Origin of the sequence: Aeromonas sp. 61P (genome assembly GCF_051919545.1) — a bacterium.
Classification (GTDB): Bacteria; Pseudomonadota; Gammaproteobacteria; order Enterobacterales; family Aeromonadaceae; genus Aeromonas; species Aeromonas veronii.
This window is the reverse complement of record NZ_JBQBEL010000001.1, coordinates 4,253,860-4,270,613: the sequence shown is the minus strand read 5'-3', so window position 1 is coordinate 4,270,613 and position 16,754 is coordinate 4,253,860. Positions and strand designations below refer to the sequence as shown.

The 16,754-nt window shown below is 59.2% G+C and carries 14 protein-coding genes; 4 read left to right on the top strand and 10 right to left on the bottom strand.

Going from position 1 to position 16,754, the window contains the following annotated elements; all coding sequences use genetic code 11:
* Window positions 1–20 precede the first annotated feature (20 nt).
* The 7 genes from exeC to ACTG2O_RS19785 all read right to left on the bottom strand — a co-directional run bounded on the left by exeC (window position 21) and on the right by ACTG2O_RS19785 (window position 8,354).
* On the bottom strand, window positions 21–854 hold the full coding sequence (gene exeC / locus ACTG2O_RS19815; protein WP_100647307.1) for a GspC family type II secretion system variant ExeC: 834 nt from the start codon (window positions 852–854) through the stop codon (window positions 21–23).
* Between the two features lie 228 nt (window positions 855–1,082).
* The gene (exeB, locus tag ACTG2O_RS19810) at window positions 1,083–1,778 is read right to left on the bottom strand and encodes a GspB family T2SS assembly factor variant ExeB (RefSeq protein WP_252657084.1); all 696 of its coding nucleotides are present in this window, start codon (window positions 1,776–1,778) and stop codon (window positions 1,083–1,085) included.
* Complete coding sequence (locus ACTG2O_RS19805) at window positions 1,778–3,346, bottom strand: ExeA family protein (RefSeq protein ID WP_439976527.1); 1,569 nt, start codon at window positions 3,344–3,346, stop codon at window positions 1,778–1,780. The genes exeB and ACTG2O_RS19805 overlap by 1 nt, the downstream gene beginning before the upstream one ends.
* 327 nt (window positions 3,347–3,673) lie before the next feature.
* On the bottom strand, window positions 3,674–5,119 hold the full coding sequence (locus tag ACTG2O_RS19800; protein WP_439976526.1) for an HD domain-containing phosphohydrolase: 1,446 nt from the start codon (window positions 5,117–5,119) through the stop codon (window positions 3,674–3,676).
* Between the two features lie 49 nt (window positions 5,120–5,168).
* Window positions 5,169–6,290 (bottom strand): beta-ketoacyl-ACP synthase III, encoded by a 1,122-nt coding sequence (locus ACTG2O_RS19795; protein WP_439976525.1) that lies wholly within the window; start codon window positions 6,288–6,290, stop codon window positions 5,169–5,171.
* A 54-nt stretch (window positions 6,291–6,344) separates the two neighbouring features.
* Window positions 6,345–7,508 carry a vWA domain-containing protein gene (locus ACTG2O_RS19790; protein WP_439976524.1) on the bottom strand — a complete coding sequence of 388 codons (1,164 nt, stop codon included), beginning with the start codon at window positions 7,506–7,508 and terminating at the stop codon, window positions 6,345–6,347.
* Between the two features lie 3 nt (window positions 7,509–7,511).
* On the bottom strand, window positions 7,512–8,354 hold the full coding sequence (locus ACTG2O_RS19785) for an AAA family ATPase (RefSeq protein WP_005359032.1): 843 nt from the start codon (window positions 8,352–8,354) through the stop codon (window positions 7,512–7,514).
* Window positions 8,355–8,513: 159 nt separating this feature from the next.
* Here ACTG2O_RS19785 and cysK point away from each other — a divergent pair, with 159 nt between their 5' ends.
* The 4 genes from cysK to crr all read left to right on the top strand — a co-directional run bounded on the left by cysK (window position 8,514) and on the right by crr (window position 12,506).
* Window positions 8,514–9,482 carry a cysteine synthase A gene (gene cysK, locus ACTG2O_RS19780; RefSeq protein ID WP_005338267.1) on the top strand — a complete coding sequence of 323 codons (969 nt, stop codon included), beginning with the start codon at window positions 8,514–8,516 and terminating at the stop codon, window positions 9,480–9,482.
* 440 nt (window positions 9,483–9,922) lie between these two features.
* Window positions 9,923–10,180 carry an HPr family phosphocarrier protein gene (locus ACTG2O_RS19775; RefSeq protein ID WP_005338266.1) on the top strand — a complete coding sequence of 86 codons (258 nt, stop codon included), beginning with the start codon at window positions 9,923–9,925 and terminating at the stop codon, window positions 10,178–10,180.
* Window positions 10,181–10,226: 46 nt separating this feature from the next.
* Complete coding sequence (ptsI, locus tag ACTG2O_RS19770; protein ID WP_019446785.1) at window positions 10,227–11,954, top strand: phosphoenolpyruvate-protein phosphotransferase PtsI; 1,728 nt, start codon at window positions 10,227–10,229, stop codon at window positions 11,952–11,954.
* Window positions 11,955–11,996: 42 nt separating this feature from the next.
* Window positions 11,997–12,506, top strand: a complete 510-nt coding sequence (crr, locus tag ACTG2O_RS19765) for a PTS glucose transporter subunit IIA (RefSeq protein ID WP_005338264.1) — start codon at window positions 11,997–11,999, stop codon at window positions 12,504–12,506.
* Window positions 12,507–12,604: 98 nt separating this feature from the next.
* Here the strand turns inward: crr and ACTG2O_RS19760 are convergent, their stop codons facing one another.
* The 3 genes from ACTG2O_RS19760 to ACTG2O_RS19750 all read right to left on the bottom strand — a co-directional run bounded on the left by ACTG2O_RS19760 (window position 12,605) and on the right by ACTG2O_RS19750 (window position 16,366).
* Complete coding sequence (locus ACTG2O_RS19760) at window positions 12,605–13,537, bottom strand: GGDEF domain-containing protein (protein ID WP_439976523.1); 933 nt, start codon at window positions 13,535–13,537, stop codon at window positions 12,605–12,607.
* A 339-nt stretch (window positions 13,538–13,876) separates the two neighbouring features.
* Window positions 13,877–15,907, bottom strand: a complete 2,031-nt coding sequence (locus ACTG2O_RS19755) for a M13 family metallopeptidase (RefSeq protein ID WP_439976522.1) — start codon at window positions 15,905–15,907, stop codon at window positions 13,877–13,879.
* A 54-nt stretch (window positions 15,908–15,961) separates the two neighbouring features.
* Window positions 15,962–16,366, bottom strand: a complete 405-nt coding sequence (locus ACTG2O_RS19750; RefSeq protein WP_106842474.1) for a hypothetical protein — start codon at window positions 16,364–16,366, stop codon at window positions 15,962–15,964.
* Window positions 16,367–16,754: the final 388 nt, after the last annotated feature.

Here is a 16,754-nt window from a genome sequence, read left to right as displayed (position 1 = left end):
ATTGGTACGACTCCAAATCATTATTCTGACAAGCGCACATAGATGTCGAACTGTTCGCCCTGTCGCTCGACGGTCACTGTCATTTCCGTTGCGCCAGCCATCTGCTGCATCGCCTGCATGGCTTGCATGTTGTCCCGTAAATCCAGCCCGTTGATGCTGATGGCCAGGTCATTGGCCTGCAGCCCGCTCTGGTTGAAAAACTCAGGATTGCTGCCCGGGTTGAGGCGATAGCCGGTCATGCGGCCATCCACCTGAACCGGTGAAATATTGAGGTAATCGGTGATCTTGCCCGGATCGGCCATCAGCTCGCTGCGCAGGGAGCCAAGGGGGGCGGCATTGGTCTGCGGCAGCGGCTTGCCATACTCCTCGCCATCCAGCATCAGGGTCTCGTCGCGGCCATCCCGCTCGATGATCACCCGATCCGGATAGACCTGCCGGATCCGCGCCTGGGTGCCGTCAATCATGTCACCGACCCCGTAGGAGTTCTGGATACCGGACATGGCGATGATGGCGATGGATTTGGCCGGATCAGAGCTGGCCAACACCCCGTTGAGCTGGGCATTGAGCTGGGTACGCGGCGCATTGGCGGCCACGGCGGCTTTGGCTTGTGCCTTGGGGATCGCCTTGCCAAACAGTGCCAGTCGGCTCACCTCGCCCAGTTCAAGGCGCGGGTTGCTCTGGCCGCTGACCGCCACGGCGGAGGGTTGCCACGGTTGGCTGGTTTGCGGGCTTGCCAGGGTGAGCAGACGCCAGGTGAGGGCGGCGCTCTGCTGGGCCAGCATGATCAGCAGCGCCAGAAAGGCCACCTGGGTGACTCTGGTCATGGGAAGCCGCCGGCACTGGGCCAGCAGCATGGTCAAGATGTCATCCCTGAATCGTAGCGTCATATTAATCAACAAATTCCAGGCTCTGGGGCGGCTGCGTATTGTGTACGGCCAGTGGCTGCGACACAACGGGTCGGGGCGCGCCAAACCGTAAAAATGGATATTTCATCACACCGTAAACCTTTGAATGCTCACAAAAGTGGCACTCAGGTGAGGTGTATCGCTGCTTGCCAGCGAACATCAGGGTACGGTGCGTACTCATCCTCGCCAATCCTGCAGCGCCTTGAGGGTCACGCTCTGTCCGGCGACCTGCAGCACTATGTATTGCTGGTCGATGGTAGCGAGCACGACCCCCGGGGCGATTTCGCTCCCTTCCCGGTATTCCCGGCCATTGAGCACCACGGCGCGCTTGGCGGGGTTGGAGGAGAACACATGAGAGCCGTAGCTCAGCTGCGGTACCTGCTGGCGCACCGACTGGGGCGCCGAGCCCAGCGCCATCAACTGGGCCGGTTGCACGTTGTTCTGGCCGGTGGCGTGTGGCGTCTCCTGCAATGGGGTTTCATTGAGGGCTTTCATCAGCTGCTCGGCCAGACTCAGCGCGGGGGTATTCCCCTGACTGATCCCCTCGTTTTTGGCCACTGCTCTGGGTTGGGCCACCGGCTCCGGCAGGGGCGGGGGCAGCGGACGGGTCACCATCGCCTTGGGTTCGACCCGCACGAAGGGTGGAGTGATCACCTCTTTCACCTCCACCTTCTCCTCGATGGGGCGCAGGTGGATCAGATGCCAGCCATAGTTGGCGCCCGCCCCCAGCAGCAAGGCCAGGGGGGCCAGCAGCCAGCCGATGCGGCGTGGGCTGCGCTCCTCTTCCCGGGGCATGGGCAAGCCCATGGCCGGAATATGGGCGGAGAGTTGCGGTTGCTGCGCACGGCGCAGCGCCTTGAGCAGGGTAGACATCAGGAGGCCTCCTCCAGTCTGGGCATGGGTTCACCGGAGAGGGCGTTGAGACGCAGCAGGGTGTTGCTGCCCGCGATGCCATCAGGGGTGAGCCCCTGATCCCGCTGGAACTGCTGCAGCTTGTTCTTGAGCTCGCCATCGAAGCGGCGCACCTTGCGTTCGGGTTGTTGCAGCGCACGGCTCAGGGCATTGTCGAGCCACTGGATCTGGGTCTGACCGGCATTGCTGGCGATCAGGCTGACGCCCCCTTTCGGCATGCGCCAGAGCAGGGTGTAGCTGCCGCCCCAGTTGTCGCTGAGCCACTGGCGATCCACCTGCCAGCTCTGGTCACCTATCATCAGGCTGGCCTTGTTCGGCCCCAGATTGACCAGGGTCGCGTAGTAGAGGCCGCCAGTCTGGTCAGTGAGCGTGATCATGGCGGGATACTGCAGGGCGCGCAGCTCGTCAAGGCTTGCCTCTCCCTCCTGACAGCGCAGACCGGCACGGGGCGCGTTGTCACAGATTGCCTCGAACGGTTCCGGTTCATAACCCCAGACCCGATAGAGATTCTGCATGGCGCTGTCGGGGTCGATGGCCTGATTGATCGCTTCGGTCAGCTGCTCCTGCTGCTCGGCGGTCTCGTCGATGGTGACCGGCACCTCAACCTTGACTACCGGACGGGTGGGGAACACACCGAAAAATTGCCAACCCCACCAGCCTGCGGCCACCAGCAGGGCGCCCGCCAGCGTCACCATCAGACCGGAGGCCCAGCTTCCTTCGTCCCGAACGCCATTGACCTCGAAGGCGGCCTGGCTGATATCGCTGTGGACAATCTTGTAGCTGCCACGGGCGAAAGCGGCGATCAGAGCGCGGTCGCAGATGAGGTTGATGAAACGGGGGATGCCGCCACTCAGGCGATGAAGCGTCTTGATGGCGCGCGGGGTGAAGATGGGTTGTACGCAGCCTGCAACTTGCAGCCGGAAGCGGACGTAGGCATCCACATCGCTGTGGGAGAGCGGCAGCAGGTGATAGCGGGCGGTAATGCGCTGGGCCAGCTGGCGTAGCAGGGGTTGGCGCAGCATCTGTTGCAGCTCGGGCTGACCGATCAGCACCACCTGCAGCAGTTTTCGTTCGTCGGTTTCGAGGTTGGTGAGCAGGCGCAGCTGCTCCAGTACGCCGGGCAGCAGGTGCTGCGCCTCATCCACCAGTACCACGCTGCGCTTGCCTGCCGCCAGGTTGGCCAGCAGGTGATCGCGAATAAGGTCGAACAGCCGCTTGATCCCGGCATCCTCGGGATAGGGGAGTTGAAACTCGTCACAGATGGCGGCCAGCAGATCCCGTTCGGTCAGAGAGGGATTGAGGATATAGGCGATCTCGGTCTCGGCGGGCAGCTGTTGCAGCAGGCAGCGGGAGACGGTGGTTTTGCCGGTGCCCACTTCGCCGGTCAGCAGCACAAAGCCGCCGCCATCCTGCAATCCATAGTTGAGATGAGCAAGGGCTTCGCCGTGGCGCTCGCTCATATAGAGGTACTTGGGATTGGGCGAGATGGAAAACGGGTGTTCCGAGAGGCCGAAGAACTGTGTGTACATGAGGGTATTCTTTTGTAGCCGGCGACAGATGAAAAATGTCTCCGGATGATAGCAAACCTCGCTTTCATTGGAAGCCATCATTGGCGCCGAAGGGCAAATTGCGGCCTTTTCCTGCCATCTTGTGATCCCGGTTGCGTCATCGGCACGAATCCGGATCACAAAATGACAAAAAATAGCTGTAAATAAAGGGAAATATCAATATGGGCACGGCGTGGCAAATACCGCCAGCATGGCGCTGAGTCGGCGATCACCAGACTTGTTTGTGTACAATTTATGACACCGGTTGCCCTGTCAGCCATCAGGGCAAGCTGGTCGGCATGTACTTGCTCAGTGGTGATCCTGAAACTGCGCGGCAATCTCCCTGAACTGTGCCTCGCAGGCGAGAAACGCCGCGACAATGCCGGGATCAAAATGGTTGCCGCTCCCCTTCACGATGATCTCCTTCGCTTCCTCATGGCTGAAAGCAGGTTTGTAGACCCGTTTCGAGATGAGGGCATCGTAGACATCCGCTACCGCCATCAAGCGCCCGGAGAGGGGAATGTCCTCACCCGCCAGCCCTGCCGGATAGCCGCTGCCATCCCACTTCTCGTGGTGGGTGAGGGAGATCTCCCGGGCCAGCCGCAAGAAGGAGTTGGAGCCCAGCTGCGCCTCGGCACTCGCCAGCGCATCGGCGCCGATCTGCGGGTGGCGCTTCATGATGGCGAACTCCTCGTCGGTCAGCTTGCCCGGTTTGAGCAGGATGGCGTCGGGAATGCCCACCTTGCCCACATCGTGCAGGGGAGCCGACTTGAACAGCAGGTCGATGGTGGCGTCATCGAGCGGATAGCGATCCCAATCACTGCGACTTAAGTATTGCGCCAGCGCCTTTACATAGTGCTGGGTGCGAATGATATGGGCGCCAGTTTCGTTGTCCCGGGTCTCCGCCAGCGAGGCGAGGCCAAGGATGGCCACGTCACGGGTCAGGTTGAGCTCGTCGCTGCGGGATTTCAGCTCACCGATCATCTGATTGGTGCTGGCGGCGATAAGGCCGAACTCGTCATCCCGGGTGACCGGCACCCGGGCGTCGAAGTCACCACACTGTACTCTGGCCATGGTGCGGGTCTGCTGGCGCAGGGATAGGCCGAGATTGCGACCATAACCGTGAATAATGAGGGCGAGATAACAGAAGGTCACCGTCATCACGAAGGCGATCTCCCACAGGATGTAGTGCTGGGCCTCGACCCTCGGCAGGCTGCGCTCCACCGTCACCAGCCACTCCAGATCTTTGTTGAACAGCAAGAAGAATACGCACCCCAATAAGGTGAGGGTTGCCAGGGTAAAGAGGGTGAACTTGCGTGGCAGCGGCATGGCCAGCGGGTGGCTCAGTGCCTGGCTCTGCTCGGCTTGCCGTGCTCTGGCCCGATGCCAATCCCGCTCCAGAGTCAGGTCGGCCGCCACCAGAAAGCCGAGGGTGGTCATCCCCAGCAACACCTTGAGGTGACTCTCCAGCGGAAAGTCGTGGGCCAGGGCGTTGTAGCCCGAGAGCAGCAGTGCTCCCAGCAGGTAGAAACCTACCTCCAGTCCGAACCCGTCCAGCCCGTTACGCGGCAGGGGCCGCCTTGAGAGCAGCCGGTTGCGCACGGCGAACATGATGGTGAACGTCACCAGGGTTGGCCCCAGCAACTGGGGCAGGGTGAGACTCTCGAGAAACGGGCAAACCTGCCAGCCATAGAGACAAAATAGTGACAGGGTTACCCCGTAGTGCAGGGCGCAGCGCCCCGTGATCCTCTGCATATTCCCACCCATGTTGCTGGTTATTGTTATGTCGGCGGGAGGCCCGCCATTACAGGCGCCGTAGCAGCAAGCTACCGATGGAGTAACCTGCACCAAAGGAGCACAGTACGCCGCGAGCCCCCGAAGGAAGGTCGCGATTGTACAGATGAAACGCGATGATGGAACCCGCCGAGCTGGTATTACCATAGCTATCAAGAATGACCGGCGCCTCCTGCTGGCTGGCATCGTGGCCCAGCAGTTTGCGGCCGATGAACTGGTTCATGGTAAGGTTGGCCTGATGGAGCCAGAGCCGGCTCAGGCTCTCGGCGGGCCAGCCCTGCTCATCGAGCTGGTTGGCAATCTGGTCGCACACCAGCGGCAACACCTCCTTGAACACCTTGCGCCCCTGCTGGCGAAACAGCTTGTCGTCGCCGTAGCGGGTGCGCGGGCTCAGCCGGTTCAGAAAGCCGAAGTTGTTGCGGATGTTGTTGGAGTATTGGGTCACCAGCTTGCTGGCCACCAGTTGCCACGGATTGGCCGCCTTGCAATCGGCCTCCCGCTCCAGCAGCACCGCGGTGCAGGCATCGCCGAAGATAAAGTGACTGTCTCTGTCCCGGAAATTGAGGTGTCCCGAGCAGATCTCCGGATTGACTACCAGCGCCAGTTTGGCGGTGCCTGCCGCCAGCATATCGGCGGCTGTCTTGATGCCGAAGGTGGCAGACGAGCAGGCCACGTTCATGTCAAAGGCCATGCCGCTCGCCCCCAGATAGTGTTGCAGCTCGATGGCCAGTGCCGGGTAGGGGCGCGGCATGTTGGAGGCGGCGACGATGACCAGATCGATCTCGCCGGGCTCGCGTCCGGCGGCGATCAGCGCCTGCTCGGCGGCGGCTACTGCCATCTCCACCATGATGGAGGGCATCTCGTCGGGTCGCTCCGTCAGCAGCGGTTGCATGATATCGGGATTGAGTACTCCCTCGCGGCTCACCAGATAACGGCTCTTGATGCCGGATGCCTTCTCGATGAACTCGCAGCTGGAGTGCTGCTTGGCGGGAAGCTGGCCGGCATCGATGGCGGAGGCGTTCTCCTCGTTGTAGAGATCCACATACTGGTTGAAGGCGGCCACCAGCTCTTCATTGCTGACGGCAAAGGGGGGGGTATAGAGGCCTGAGCCACTGATCACGATAGAGGTCATCTTTGCTCCTCGCCGGGTGCGTTCCCGGCTTGTCGGTTTATAGGGGTGAGAGGGTTACAGCTGGTCGATCGCCGCAGCGAGACCCGCCAGGGTCAGCGGATGCATCCGTCCGCCAACCACGTCATTCATCAGTTTGATGGAGGGATGCCAGAGCCACTCCCGCCGTGGGGTGGGATTGATCCACACCAGTTTGGGAAAGTGCTGCTGCAAGCGGGTAAGCCACACCTGACCCGACTCCTCGTTCCACTGCTCGACGCTGCCGCCCGGCCAGGTGATCTCGTAGGGGCCCATGGTGGCATCCCCCACCAGGATTACCCGGTAGTCGCTGCCGTAGGTGCGCAGCAGCCGCAGGGTATCGAACCGCTCCTCAAAGCGGCGGGCGTTATCCTTCCAGACGAAGTCGTAGAGGCAGTTGTGAAAATAGAAGTACTCCAGATGCTTGAACTCGTGGCGCAACGCGGAGAAGAGGCGTTGTACCTCGGCCACGTGGGCATCCATGGAGCCTCCCACATCGAAAAAGACCAACAGTTTCACCCCGTTGTGGCGCTCGGGCCGCAACTTCACATCGAGCCAACCCTGGCGGGCAGAACTTTTTATGGTGTCGTCGAGATCCAGCTCGTCGGGATTGCCTTTGCGCACCCAGCGTCTGAGTTTGCGCAGCGCGAGCTGGATGGCGCGCTGGCCGAGCGGCGAGTCGTCGCTGAAGTTGCGATAGTGACGTGCCTCCCACACCTTGGCCGCCTTGCCGTGCTGCCCCTCTCCACCCATGCGGACGCCCTCGGGGTGAAAACCGCCGTGGCCAAACGGGCTGCTGCCACCGGTCCCTACCCACTTGTTGCCACCGGCGTGGCGCTCTTTCTGCTCGCGTAATCGCTGGTTAAGGGTCTCCAGCAGCTTGTCGAGCCCGCCGAGGGATTTGAGCAGCGCCTTCTCCTCTGGGCTCAGCAGCCGTTCGAACTCCTTGCGCAGCCACTCCTCGGGCAGGCTCTCCGGCAGCAGGGGGATGGCTTCCAGCCCCTCGTAGTATTCGGCGAAGGCGCGATCGAAGCGATCGTAGTGGGCCTCGTCTTTTACCAGCAGGCAGCGGGAGAGCTGGTAGAACTCGTCCATATCGACAGCGACCAGCCGGGCAGCCAGTGCGGCGTGCAAGTCCAGCAGCTCGCGCAGGCTGCAGGGGAGCTTGTGGCGGCGCAGGTGGGTAAAAAAGTCGATCAGCATGGGTCAGCTGCCGCGCCGGGCCAAAAAGGCTAGCTTCTCGAAGAGATGCAAATCCTGCTCGGTCTTGAGCAGGGCACCGTAGAGGGCTGGCACCAGCTTGCCGGGCTCGCGGGCGCGCATCGCCTCGGGGGCGATATCGTCGGCCAAGAGCAGGCGGATCCAGTCCAGCAGCTCCGAGGTGGAGGGTTTCTTGCGCAGCCCCTCTACTTCGCGCAGTTCGAAGAAGAGCTCCATTGCCTCGCCAAGCAGGCTCTCCTTGAGGTCGGGGTAGTGGAGCTTGACGATGGCCTGCATCTCGGCCTTATCGGGGAAGCGGATGTAGTGGAAGAAACAGCGGCGCAGGAAGGCATCCGGCAGCTCTTTTTCATTGTTGGAGGTGATGATGACCACCGGCCGCTGGCGCGCCTTGACTCGCTCGCCGGTCTCGTAGACGTCGAACTCCATCCGATCCAGCTCCAGCAGCAGATCGTTGGGGAATTCGATGTCGGCTTTGTCGATCTCGTCGATCAGCAGCACTGGTCGCTGCTCGGCGCTAAAAGCCTGCCACAGTTTGCCCTGGCGAATGTAGTGGCTGATATCGGCCACTCTGGGGTCGCCGAGCTGGGAGTCCCGCAGCCGGGCCACCGCATCATATTCGTAGAGTCCCTGCTGGGCTTTGGTGGTGGACTTGATATGCCAGGCAATGAGATCGGTGCCGAGATGGTCGGCGACCGCTTCTGCCAGCACCGTCTTGCCGGTGCCCGGTTCCCCTTTGATCAGCAGCGGTTTTTCGAGGGTGATGGCGGCATTGACTGCCATCTTCAATGCATCGGAGGCGAGATACTGGCTGCTTCCTGAAAATCCCATAACGTCGGTTCCTTTGACGATTGGCGCCCGGAGTCAGGGGCCAGAGAGAATAAGCTCTATATGTTGTAATACCATATGGTTATAACGAATAGTCACTTCTCATTCAGAAACCACAGGGTAATCTTGTTTCATCGTCGTAACAAACACAGGGATAGCGCCATGAGCAAAATTTTTGAGGACAACAGCCAGACTATCGGTCACACCCCGCTGGTTCGTCTCAACCGTGTTACCAAAGGTCGCGTGCTGGCCAAGATCGAGAGCCGCAACCCCAGCTTCAGCGTCAAGTGCCGGATCGGTGCCAACCTGATCTGGGATGCCGAGAAGCGCGGCATCCTGACCAAGGGTAAGGAGATCATTGAGCCCACCAGCGGCAACACGGGTATTGCTCTGGCCTTTGTCGCGGCAGCTCGCGGCTATCCCATCACCCTGACCATGCCGGCCACCATGAGCCTGGAGCGCCGCAAGCTGCTCAAGGCGCTCGGTGCCAATCTGGTGCTGACCGAAGGGCCGCTCGGCATGAAGGGGGCCATTGCCAAGGCCAACGAGATCCTCGAGTCCGAGCCGGGCAAGTATGTGTTGCTGCAACAGTTTGAAAACCCGGCCAACCCGGAGATCCACGAAAAGACCACTGGCCCCGAGATTTGGGATGCCACTGACGGCGAAGTGGATGTGTTCGTGGCCGGGGTCGGTACCGGCGGCACCATTACCGGTGTCTCCCGCTATCTGAAGCAGACTAAAGGCAAGGCGGTGGTCTCTGTTGCGGTCGAACCGGCCGAGTCGCCCGTCATCAGCCAGAAGCTGGCCGGGGAAGAGATCAAACCGGGCCCCCACAAGATCCAGGGGATCGGTGCTGGCTTTATCCCGGGCAACCTGGACCTCTCCCTCATCGATCGGGTGGAGAAGGTGACCAGTGACGAAGCCATCGAGATGGCCCGTCGCCTGATGGAGGAGGAGGGGATCCTGGCCGGTATCAGCTCCGGTGCTGCGGTGGTGGCTGCCAGCCGTCTGGCCGAGCTGCCGGAATTTGCGGGCAAAACCATTGTGGTCATCCTGCCGAGTGCGGCGGAGCGTTACCTCTCCAGCGCCCTGTTTGCCGGGGTGTTCAGCGAGCAGGAGCTGCAGCAGTAACTGATCGGAATCTTTCAAAACAGCGGCGCTCCCAGGAGCGCCGCTTCTTTATGGGCTAGACTCAACCCCTGTTAGTGTCACTTGATCCTTATTTTTTGGGGTAAAATAACAAGTTCCGGAGTGAGAAAAAAAGCAGACATTCCGCTCTAAATCTCATATCCTGTGCGGCGTCACGCGGTGTTTGCTGGCTGGGTATCACAAAGTAACAAACTGTTATTTTTCGTTATAAAATAATTTCAGGCCAGTCCTGATGCGGCTTGTAGCCCAATAACTGAAAATTGCCAACCAGCGCGCCGATTACTGCACAGAAACTTGACCTGGATTAAACCATTGCGGGTCTGCTTTCGTTACTTTACAACATATCCATACTGACACGGTGGGTCAGGTTGCTTCAAAAACGACCAACCCACCAAAAAATATCAATAATATGGGGTGAAACCATGTACGAGAAGTCTGTTGTTATTACTGCTGAAAACGGCCTGCACACCCGTCCGGCAGCTCAGTTCGTGAAAGAAGCCAAAGAATTCCAAAGCGAGATCACTGTGGTCTCCGGTGGCAAGTCCGCCAGCGCCAAGAGCCTGTTCAAGCTGCAGACCCTGGGCCTGACCAAGGGTACCAACGTAACTATCCAGGCTGACGGCCCGGATGCTCAGCAAGCTGTTGAGAAGCTGGTTGCCCTGATGGACGAGCTGGAGTAATCCAGCTTTAGATTCCTCCCCCACAGTCGTTTTAATAGGAAGGATTATGATATCTGGCATTCTTGCGTCCCCCGGTATCGCATTCGGTAAGGCGCTTCTTCTGAAAGAAGATGAAATCGTTATCAATCAGGGCAAAATCTCTGCTGACCAGATTGATGCCGAGATCAACCGTTTCCTCGAAGCTCGTACCAAGTCAGCTACCCAGCTGGAAGCCATCAAAGAGATGGCCGGTCGCACCTTCGGTGAGGAAAAAGAGGCCATCTTCGAAGGCCACATCATGCTGCTCGAAGATGAGGAGCTGGAAGGGGATATCAAATCCTTCATCAAAGAGAACAAGGCTTCCGCTGACAAAGCCATCTATGAGGTGATCGAACAGTACGCCAAGATGATGGCCGAGCTGGATGATCCTTATCTGCGCGAACGCGCTACCGACTTCCGTGACATCGGTACCCGTCTGGTCAAGAACGTACTGGGCATCGCCGTTGTCAACCTGAGCACCATCGACGAAGAGGTGATCCTGGTCGCCAAAGACCTGACCCCGTCCGAAACCGCTCAGATCAACCTGAAATATGTGCTGGGTTTCGTCACCGACATTGGTGGCCGTACCTCTCACACCTCCATCATGGCCCGCTCCCTGGAGCTGCCGGCCGTGGTAGGCACCAACGACATCACCGAGCGCGTCAAGAACGGTGACATGCTGGTGCTGGATGCGATCAACAACCAGATCATCATCAATCCGACCGCTGAACAGCTGACCGAAGCCAAGAAGTTCCAGGCTCAGTTCCAGGCCGAGAAAGATGAGCTGGCCAAGCTGAAAGATCTGCCTGCCATCACGCTGGATGGTCACCAGGTCGAAGTGTGCGCCAACATCGGTACCGTCAAGGATACCGAAGGTGCCATCCGCAATGGCGCCGAAGGCGTGGGTCTGTACCGTACCGAGTTCCTGTTCATGGACCGTGACGCGCTGCCGACCGAAGAAGAGCAGTTCAAAGCCTACAAAGAAGTGGCCGAAGCGATGCCGGATCAGCCGATCATCGTGCGTACCATGGACATTGGCGGCGACAAAGAGCTGCCGTACATGAATTTCCCGAAAGAGATGAACCCCTTCCTGGGCTGGCGTGCCGTGCGTATTTTCTTCGACCGCGAAGACATCATGCACGCTCAGCTGCGGGCCATCCTGCGCGCCTCTGCCTTCGGCAAACTGCGCATCATGTTCCCGATGATCATCTCTGTCGAAGAGTTCCGTAGCCTGAAAGCCACCGTAGAGACGCTGAAAGCCGAACTGCGTGCCGAAGGCAAAGCCTTTGATGAATCCATCGAAGTGGGTATCATGATCGAGACCCCGGCCGCTGCCGTGATGGCTCATCATCTGGCCAAGGAAGTGGATTTCTTCAGTATCGGTACCAACGACCTGACCCAGTACACTCTGGCTGTCGATCGTGGTAACGAGATGATCTCCGCCATGTACAACCCGCTGTCACCCTCCGTCCTGACCCTGATCAAGATGGTTATCGATGCGTCCCACGCCGAAGGCAAGTGGACCGGTATGTGTGGTGAACTGGCTGGTGACGAGCGCGCTACCCTGCTGCTGCTGGGTATGGGTCTGGATGAGTTCTCCATGAGCGCCATCTCTGTACCGCGTATCAAGAAGCTTATCCGCAACACCAACTTCGAAGATGTGAAGGCAATGGCTGATCAAGCACTGAGCTTTGCCACCGCCGCTGAAATCGAAGCATGCGTAGATAACTTTATTAAGCAGAAGGCAGTCTGCTAAGATCGGCTGCAAACAGCGACAAATCATCTCTAGGAGCTTTATATGGGTCTGTTTGATAAACTGAAGAAACTGGTTTCCGACGATAGCTCTGACACCGGCGGCATCGAAATCTTTGCTCCGCTGTCTGGCGAAATCGTGCCGATCGAAGATGTGCCTGACGTTGTCTTCGCCGAGAAGATCGTTGGTGACGGTATCGCCATCAAGCCGGCTGGCAACAAGATGGTTGCTCCGTGCGATGGTACCATCGGCAAGATTTTCGAGACCAACCACGCGTTCTCTCTGGAATCCGACTCCGGTATCGAGCTGTTCGTTCACTTCGGTATCGACACCGTTGAACTGAAAGGCGAAGGCTTCAAGCGTATCGCTCAGGAAGGTCAACAGGTCAAGCGCGGCGACACCATCATCGAGTTCGATCTGGCCGTTCTGGAAGCGAAAGCCAAGTCTACCCTGACTCCGGTTGTCATCTCCAACATGGACGAGATCAAAGAGCTGATCAAAATGACTGGTGCCGTGACTGTGGGCGAGACCCCGGTTATCCGTATCAAGAAGTAATGCCCGGCTGGCTCACGCCAGTTGCGCAGTAAAAAACCGAAGCCTTGTGCTTCGGTTTTTTTATGGCCGCGAGTCGGCTTTCCATTCTGGTTACCACTCTATTCCGTCGAGATGACAACCCGGTTACGGCCCTGATCCTTTGCCTGATAAAGGGCCCGGTCTGCCATCATCAGCAGATAGTCGATGCCCTCCTGTCCCTTCATGCTGGCACACCCCAGACTGATGGTGAGGGATAGCTGCTTCCCCTGCCATGGCAAGCGGGTGGTACTGACATGCTGGCGCAGCTGCTCGGCGCGCCGTGCTGCCTGTTCAATATCGCAACCAGGCAGGATCAGCAGGAACTCCTCCCCGCCCCAACGGGCCAGACTCTCCCCCGGCAACAGCTGGCCCGCCATAGCGTGGGCGACGGCGCAGAGCGCGGCATCGCCCGCAGGGTGGCCGTAGCGGTCATTGACCTGTTTGAAATGGTCGATATCTCCCAACACCACCGAGAGGGGCTCACCTTGCAACCAAAGGGCCTGCAGCTGTTGCTGGGCGCCACGCCGGTTGGTCAGTTCGGTGAGCGGATCGGTGCAGGAGAGGCGGCTCACCTCTTCCACCATGCACTGCAGGTCGTGGATATCGCGAAAGGTGACGATATGGCCATCCGGGATGGCATCGGCTCCCAGCTGGGCAGTGACGATAAACCAGCGCGACTGACCGCTCTTGCAGCGGATCAGCGCAGGCATTTCGGCGACCTCCAGCCCTTGCGACAAGCTCTGTTCCACCTGGGAGTGCCAGGAGTCGATGATGGTGCGGCGATACCCTTCATCCGGGTAGGCGACCTGAAACCAGGAGGCCATGTCCGGCAGATCGTCAAGGTTGTAGCCCAGCTGCTCAATGAAGGCTTTATTCAGGAAGCGGTGGCGCCGCTGCGGGATCATGTCGGGTGAGCAGCCATCGTGACGGGCAATGGATTCTGATGCCAGAATAGGCAGCGGGATCACATCGAAGGAGCGAAACAGGATCTGTTGCAGTTCTCGGTCATTCATAGGAAAAGCGGCTCCACGATGCATCTTTTACATGCTTTACCATAGGTCAGACCTGTTTGGTGGTAAACCGATTTATAGCGGTGCCGCCACCGGTTTTTCAGCCAAAGGCAAAGGCGAGAAAATGGCGGAGTTGTGTGCCGTGGCCGTATCGGTTGAAAGCAGGGCTGGCCGGGGAGAAGGGGCAGAGCAAAAGGGTCAAAAAAACCCACATGGTCAGGCACACGTGGGTCGGGAAAAACCAGACAGGGTAAAACAGACACTCCCTGTGTCGGTCATCTTCAGCTCAGGTGGAGGTGGTCCATCTGCTGGAGCTTTTCGGGCCAGGGCCCCTGCTGGTGGTCACCAAATCTTCACACGCTCGGAAGGTGGCAGATAGAGCTTGTCTCCCGGCTTGATGGCAAAGGCGCTATAGAAGGCCGGAATATTAGCTACGACGCCGTTGACCCGGTACTCCAGCGGCGAGTGGGGATCTGTCTTGAGCAGAACGGCAGCGAGCTCGGGCCGGTACTTCCCTTTCCACACCTGCGCCCAGCCGATAAAGAAACGCTGCTCGGCGGTAAAGCCATCGAGCACCGCTGGCAGGCGGTTGCCCAGGGCGAGCCGGTACGCCTTGTGGGCGATGGTCAGGCCGCCGAGATCGCCGATGTTCTCGCCAAGGGTCAGCTGGCCGTTGACATGCTCCCCCTTGATGGGCTCGAAACGGTCGTACTGTTTTGCCAGTTTTTGCGCTCTGGCGGCGAACTCCTTGAGATCGGCCGGAGCCCACCAGTTGTGCAAGGCACCGTTGCCATCGAATTTGGCCCCCTTATCATCGAAACCATGGCTCAGCTCGTGACCGATGACCGCGCCGATGGCGCCATAGTTGACCGCATCATCCGCCTTCAGATCGAAGTAGGGCGGTTGCAGTATGGCTGCCGGGAAGACAATCTCGTTGTTGTTCGGGTTGTAGTAGGCGTTCACCGTCTGCGGATTGTCGAACCACTCCTCCTGATCCACCGGTTGATGGAGGCGGGCAAGGTGCTCGTTGTAACGCACCGTGGCCGCGCGTTGGGCATTGCCGACCAGATCATCGGGACGGATCTCGATTGCGCTGTAATCCTGCCACTGGTCGGGATAGCCGATCTTGACCCGAACCTTCTCCAGTTTCGCCAGTGCCTGCTGTTTGGTCGGGGCAGACATCCAGTCGAGCCCACCGATCTCCTGGCGATAGGCGGCGATCAGATTGCGCACCATGGTTGCCATCTGTGCCTTGGTCTCGGCCGGAAAGTAGCGCTCCACATAGAGTTTGCCCACCGCCTGACCCAGATAGTCGTCCAGCACCTCCATGGCCTGCTTCCAGGGCTCCCGCTGCCGGGAGATGCCGCTCAGGGTCGTGCCGTAGAAAGCGAAGTGCAGGGCATTGCTCTGGCTGTCGAGATAGGGCGCATAAGTGCGTAGCAGATGGAACAGGCAGTAGGATTGCCACTGCGCGATGCTGGTCTCCTGCATCACGGCGGTCAGCTTCTCCAGATAGTCCGGCTCACTGACGATGATCTCGGTTTCCCCGGCGATACCGGCCTCTGCCAGGTAGCGTTGCCAATCCAGGGTGGGCAGCAACTGACTTAGGCGGGCGATGGGCAGTTTGTTGTAGGTGAGGTTGTCATCCCGCCGCTTGACTCTGTCCCACTGCAGGCTGGCGAGCCGGGTCTCCAGCGCCAGAATGCGATGGGCCTGCTCGCTCGCCCCCTCGACGCCGGCATGGTTGAGCAGGGCGGTAATGAACTGCTCGTAGCTGGCCTGCAGTGTCTTGCTGGCGGCATCTGCTTTCAGGTAGTAGTCCCGATCCGGCAGACCGAGGCCGGATTGCTGCAGGTAGATCCCGTAGCTGTCAGGCTGCTTCTTGTCGGCCATGAACCCGATACCAAAGGGAGCGCCGCCCCCCAGCTTGTTAACACGGGCCAAGTAGGTGGCCAGCGAGGCGCTATCATGGATGGCCATGATCTCGTCACGTAGTGGTTGAATGGGGGTCAGCCCTTTGGCATCCCGCCCGGCCTGATCCAGATAGCTGGCGTAGAGGTCGGCTATCTGCTGGCGAGGAGTTTCGGCTTGTTGCGGGCGCTTGAGCAGCTCCTCCAGCAACACCTTGCGATCCTCCAGCGACTTGTCCGCCAACAGATTGCCGATGGTCTGCCCCGGCATGTCATCCGGTATTTGGGTCTGGGCCAGCCAGTTGCCGTTGACGTGGCGAAACAGATCGTCCGCCGCGCGCACGCTGTTATCCATGCTGGCCAGATCCACCCCGGAGTGGCCGCTGGCGGCACCGGCGCATGGCGCGAGGCCGAGCAGGGCCAGCGCAATGAGGCTGGCGATCATGCTGCGTTGCTGTTTCATCTTGTGTGTCCTGTATGTGGTGCCAGTAGTGAATTGGCTATACCCGCTGGCCAATCAGCTGCGAACGACCGAGAGGAAGCGACCGTCGTGATTGAAGGTGCAGGTAAAGTCGACCGCATCATCGTCGGTCTCGTACTGGCCATAGACCTTGTATCTGTGGCCGCTCTCTTCTGCCGACTCGGTGGTGATATCGCGCGGGGAGACATGGAATTTGCTGGCTGCTTCCCCCGAGCAGTAACGGGGCATCTTGCTGGTGGCCATATGCTGGTCATCGCTATCGTCATGCTGGCCATCATGCTCGTGTTTGTTATCGCTGTGCTTTTTTCCGGCGTAATAGCCAGCAGCGCCGATGGCACCCAGCGCAGCTGCACCTATCAGGACTTTCTTGGTGTCCATATTCTGGCAGCCGCTTAATGCCAGACAGGCGGCTATTCCCATTACCATCAAGGGGTGTTTCATCTCTCGGATCCTTTCAATTATCAAATGAGCAAGTCGGTGTCAGCCGGGTGGTGGTCACAGGGCCCGGCGCTGGAATGGCGCCACTTTGCAATGGACAGGATGAAGAGGACACTCAAATAAAATTAAAAAAAGTTATAAAAATCCGGGAGCCGGAGCGAGCGCGGTATGGGTAAGCGGTGAGGGGAGAAGGGCGCAGGTTTCATCTGTGCGGTAAGTAGTGGTGTGTGGCAAGTGTTTGTTTTTAAACTTTTATTTCTCTTTATATTTTATCAAGGGTGATGGCTGCCTGTTGTGCGGCGGCCAGCCATGTTGGCAATGGATAACTGTCTCTATCTTCATAAACCGGGCATAAAAAAGCCGCTCACCTGGGTGAGCGGCTGTTGCCATC

Coding starts and splice junctions, on each gene's coding strand:
- exeC (WP_100647307.1), bottom strand. CDS start 854: ATGCTGCTGGCCCAGTGCCGGCGGCTTCCCATGACCAGAGTCACCCAG.
- exeB (WP_252657084.1), bottom strand. CDS start 1,778: ATGTCTACCCTGCTCAAGGCGCTGCGCCGTGCGCAGCAACCGCAACTC.
- ACTG2O_RS19805 (WP_439976527.1), bottom strand. CDS start 3,346: ATGTACACACAGTTCTTCGGCCTCTCGGAACACCCGTTTTCCATCTCG.
- ACTG2O_RS19800 (WP_439976526.1), bottom strand. CDS start 5,119: ATGCAGAGGATCACGGGGCGCTGCGCCCTGCACTACGGGGTAACCCTG.
- ACTG2O_RS19795 (WP_439976525.1), bottom strand. CDS start 6,290: ATGACCTCTATCGTGATCAGTGGCTCAGGCCTCTATACCCCCCCCTTT.
- ACTG2O_RS19790 (WP_439976524.1), bottom strand. CDS start 7,508: ATGCTGATCGACTTTTTTACCCACCTGCGCCGCCACAAGCTCCCCTGC.
- ACTG2O_RS19785 (WP_005359032.1), bottom strand. CDS start 8,354: ATGGGATTTTCAGGAAGCAGCCAGTATCTCGCCTCCGATGCATTGAAG.
- cysK (WP_005338267.1), top strand. CDS start 8,514: ATGAGCAAAATTTTTGAGGACAACAGCCAGACTATCGGTCACACCCCG.
- ACTG2O_RS19775 (WP_005338266.1), top strand. CDS start 9,923: ATGTACGAGAAGTCTGTTGTTATTACTGCTGAAAACGGCCTGCACACC.
- ptsI (WP_019446785.1), top strand. CDS start 10,227: ATGATATCTGGCATTCTTGCGTCCCCCGGTATCGCATTCGGTAAGGCG.
- crr (WP_005338264.1), top strand. CDS start 11,997: ATGGGTCTGTTTGATAAACTGAAGAAACTGGTTTCCGACGATAGCTCT.
- ACTG2O_RS19760 (WP_439976523.1), bottom strand. CDS start 13,537: ATGAATGACCGAGAACTGCAACAGATCCTGTTTCGCTCCTTCGATGTG.
- ACTG2O_RS19755 (WP_439976522.1), bottom strand. CDS start 15,907: ATGAAACAGCAACGCAGCATGATCGCCAGCCTCATTGCGCTGGCCCTG.
- ACTG2O_RS19750 (WP_106842474.1), bottom strand. CDS start 16,366: ATGAAACACCCCTTGATGGTAATGGGAATAGCCGCCTGTCTGGCATTA.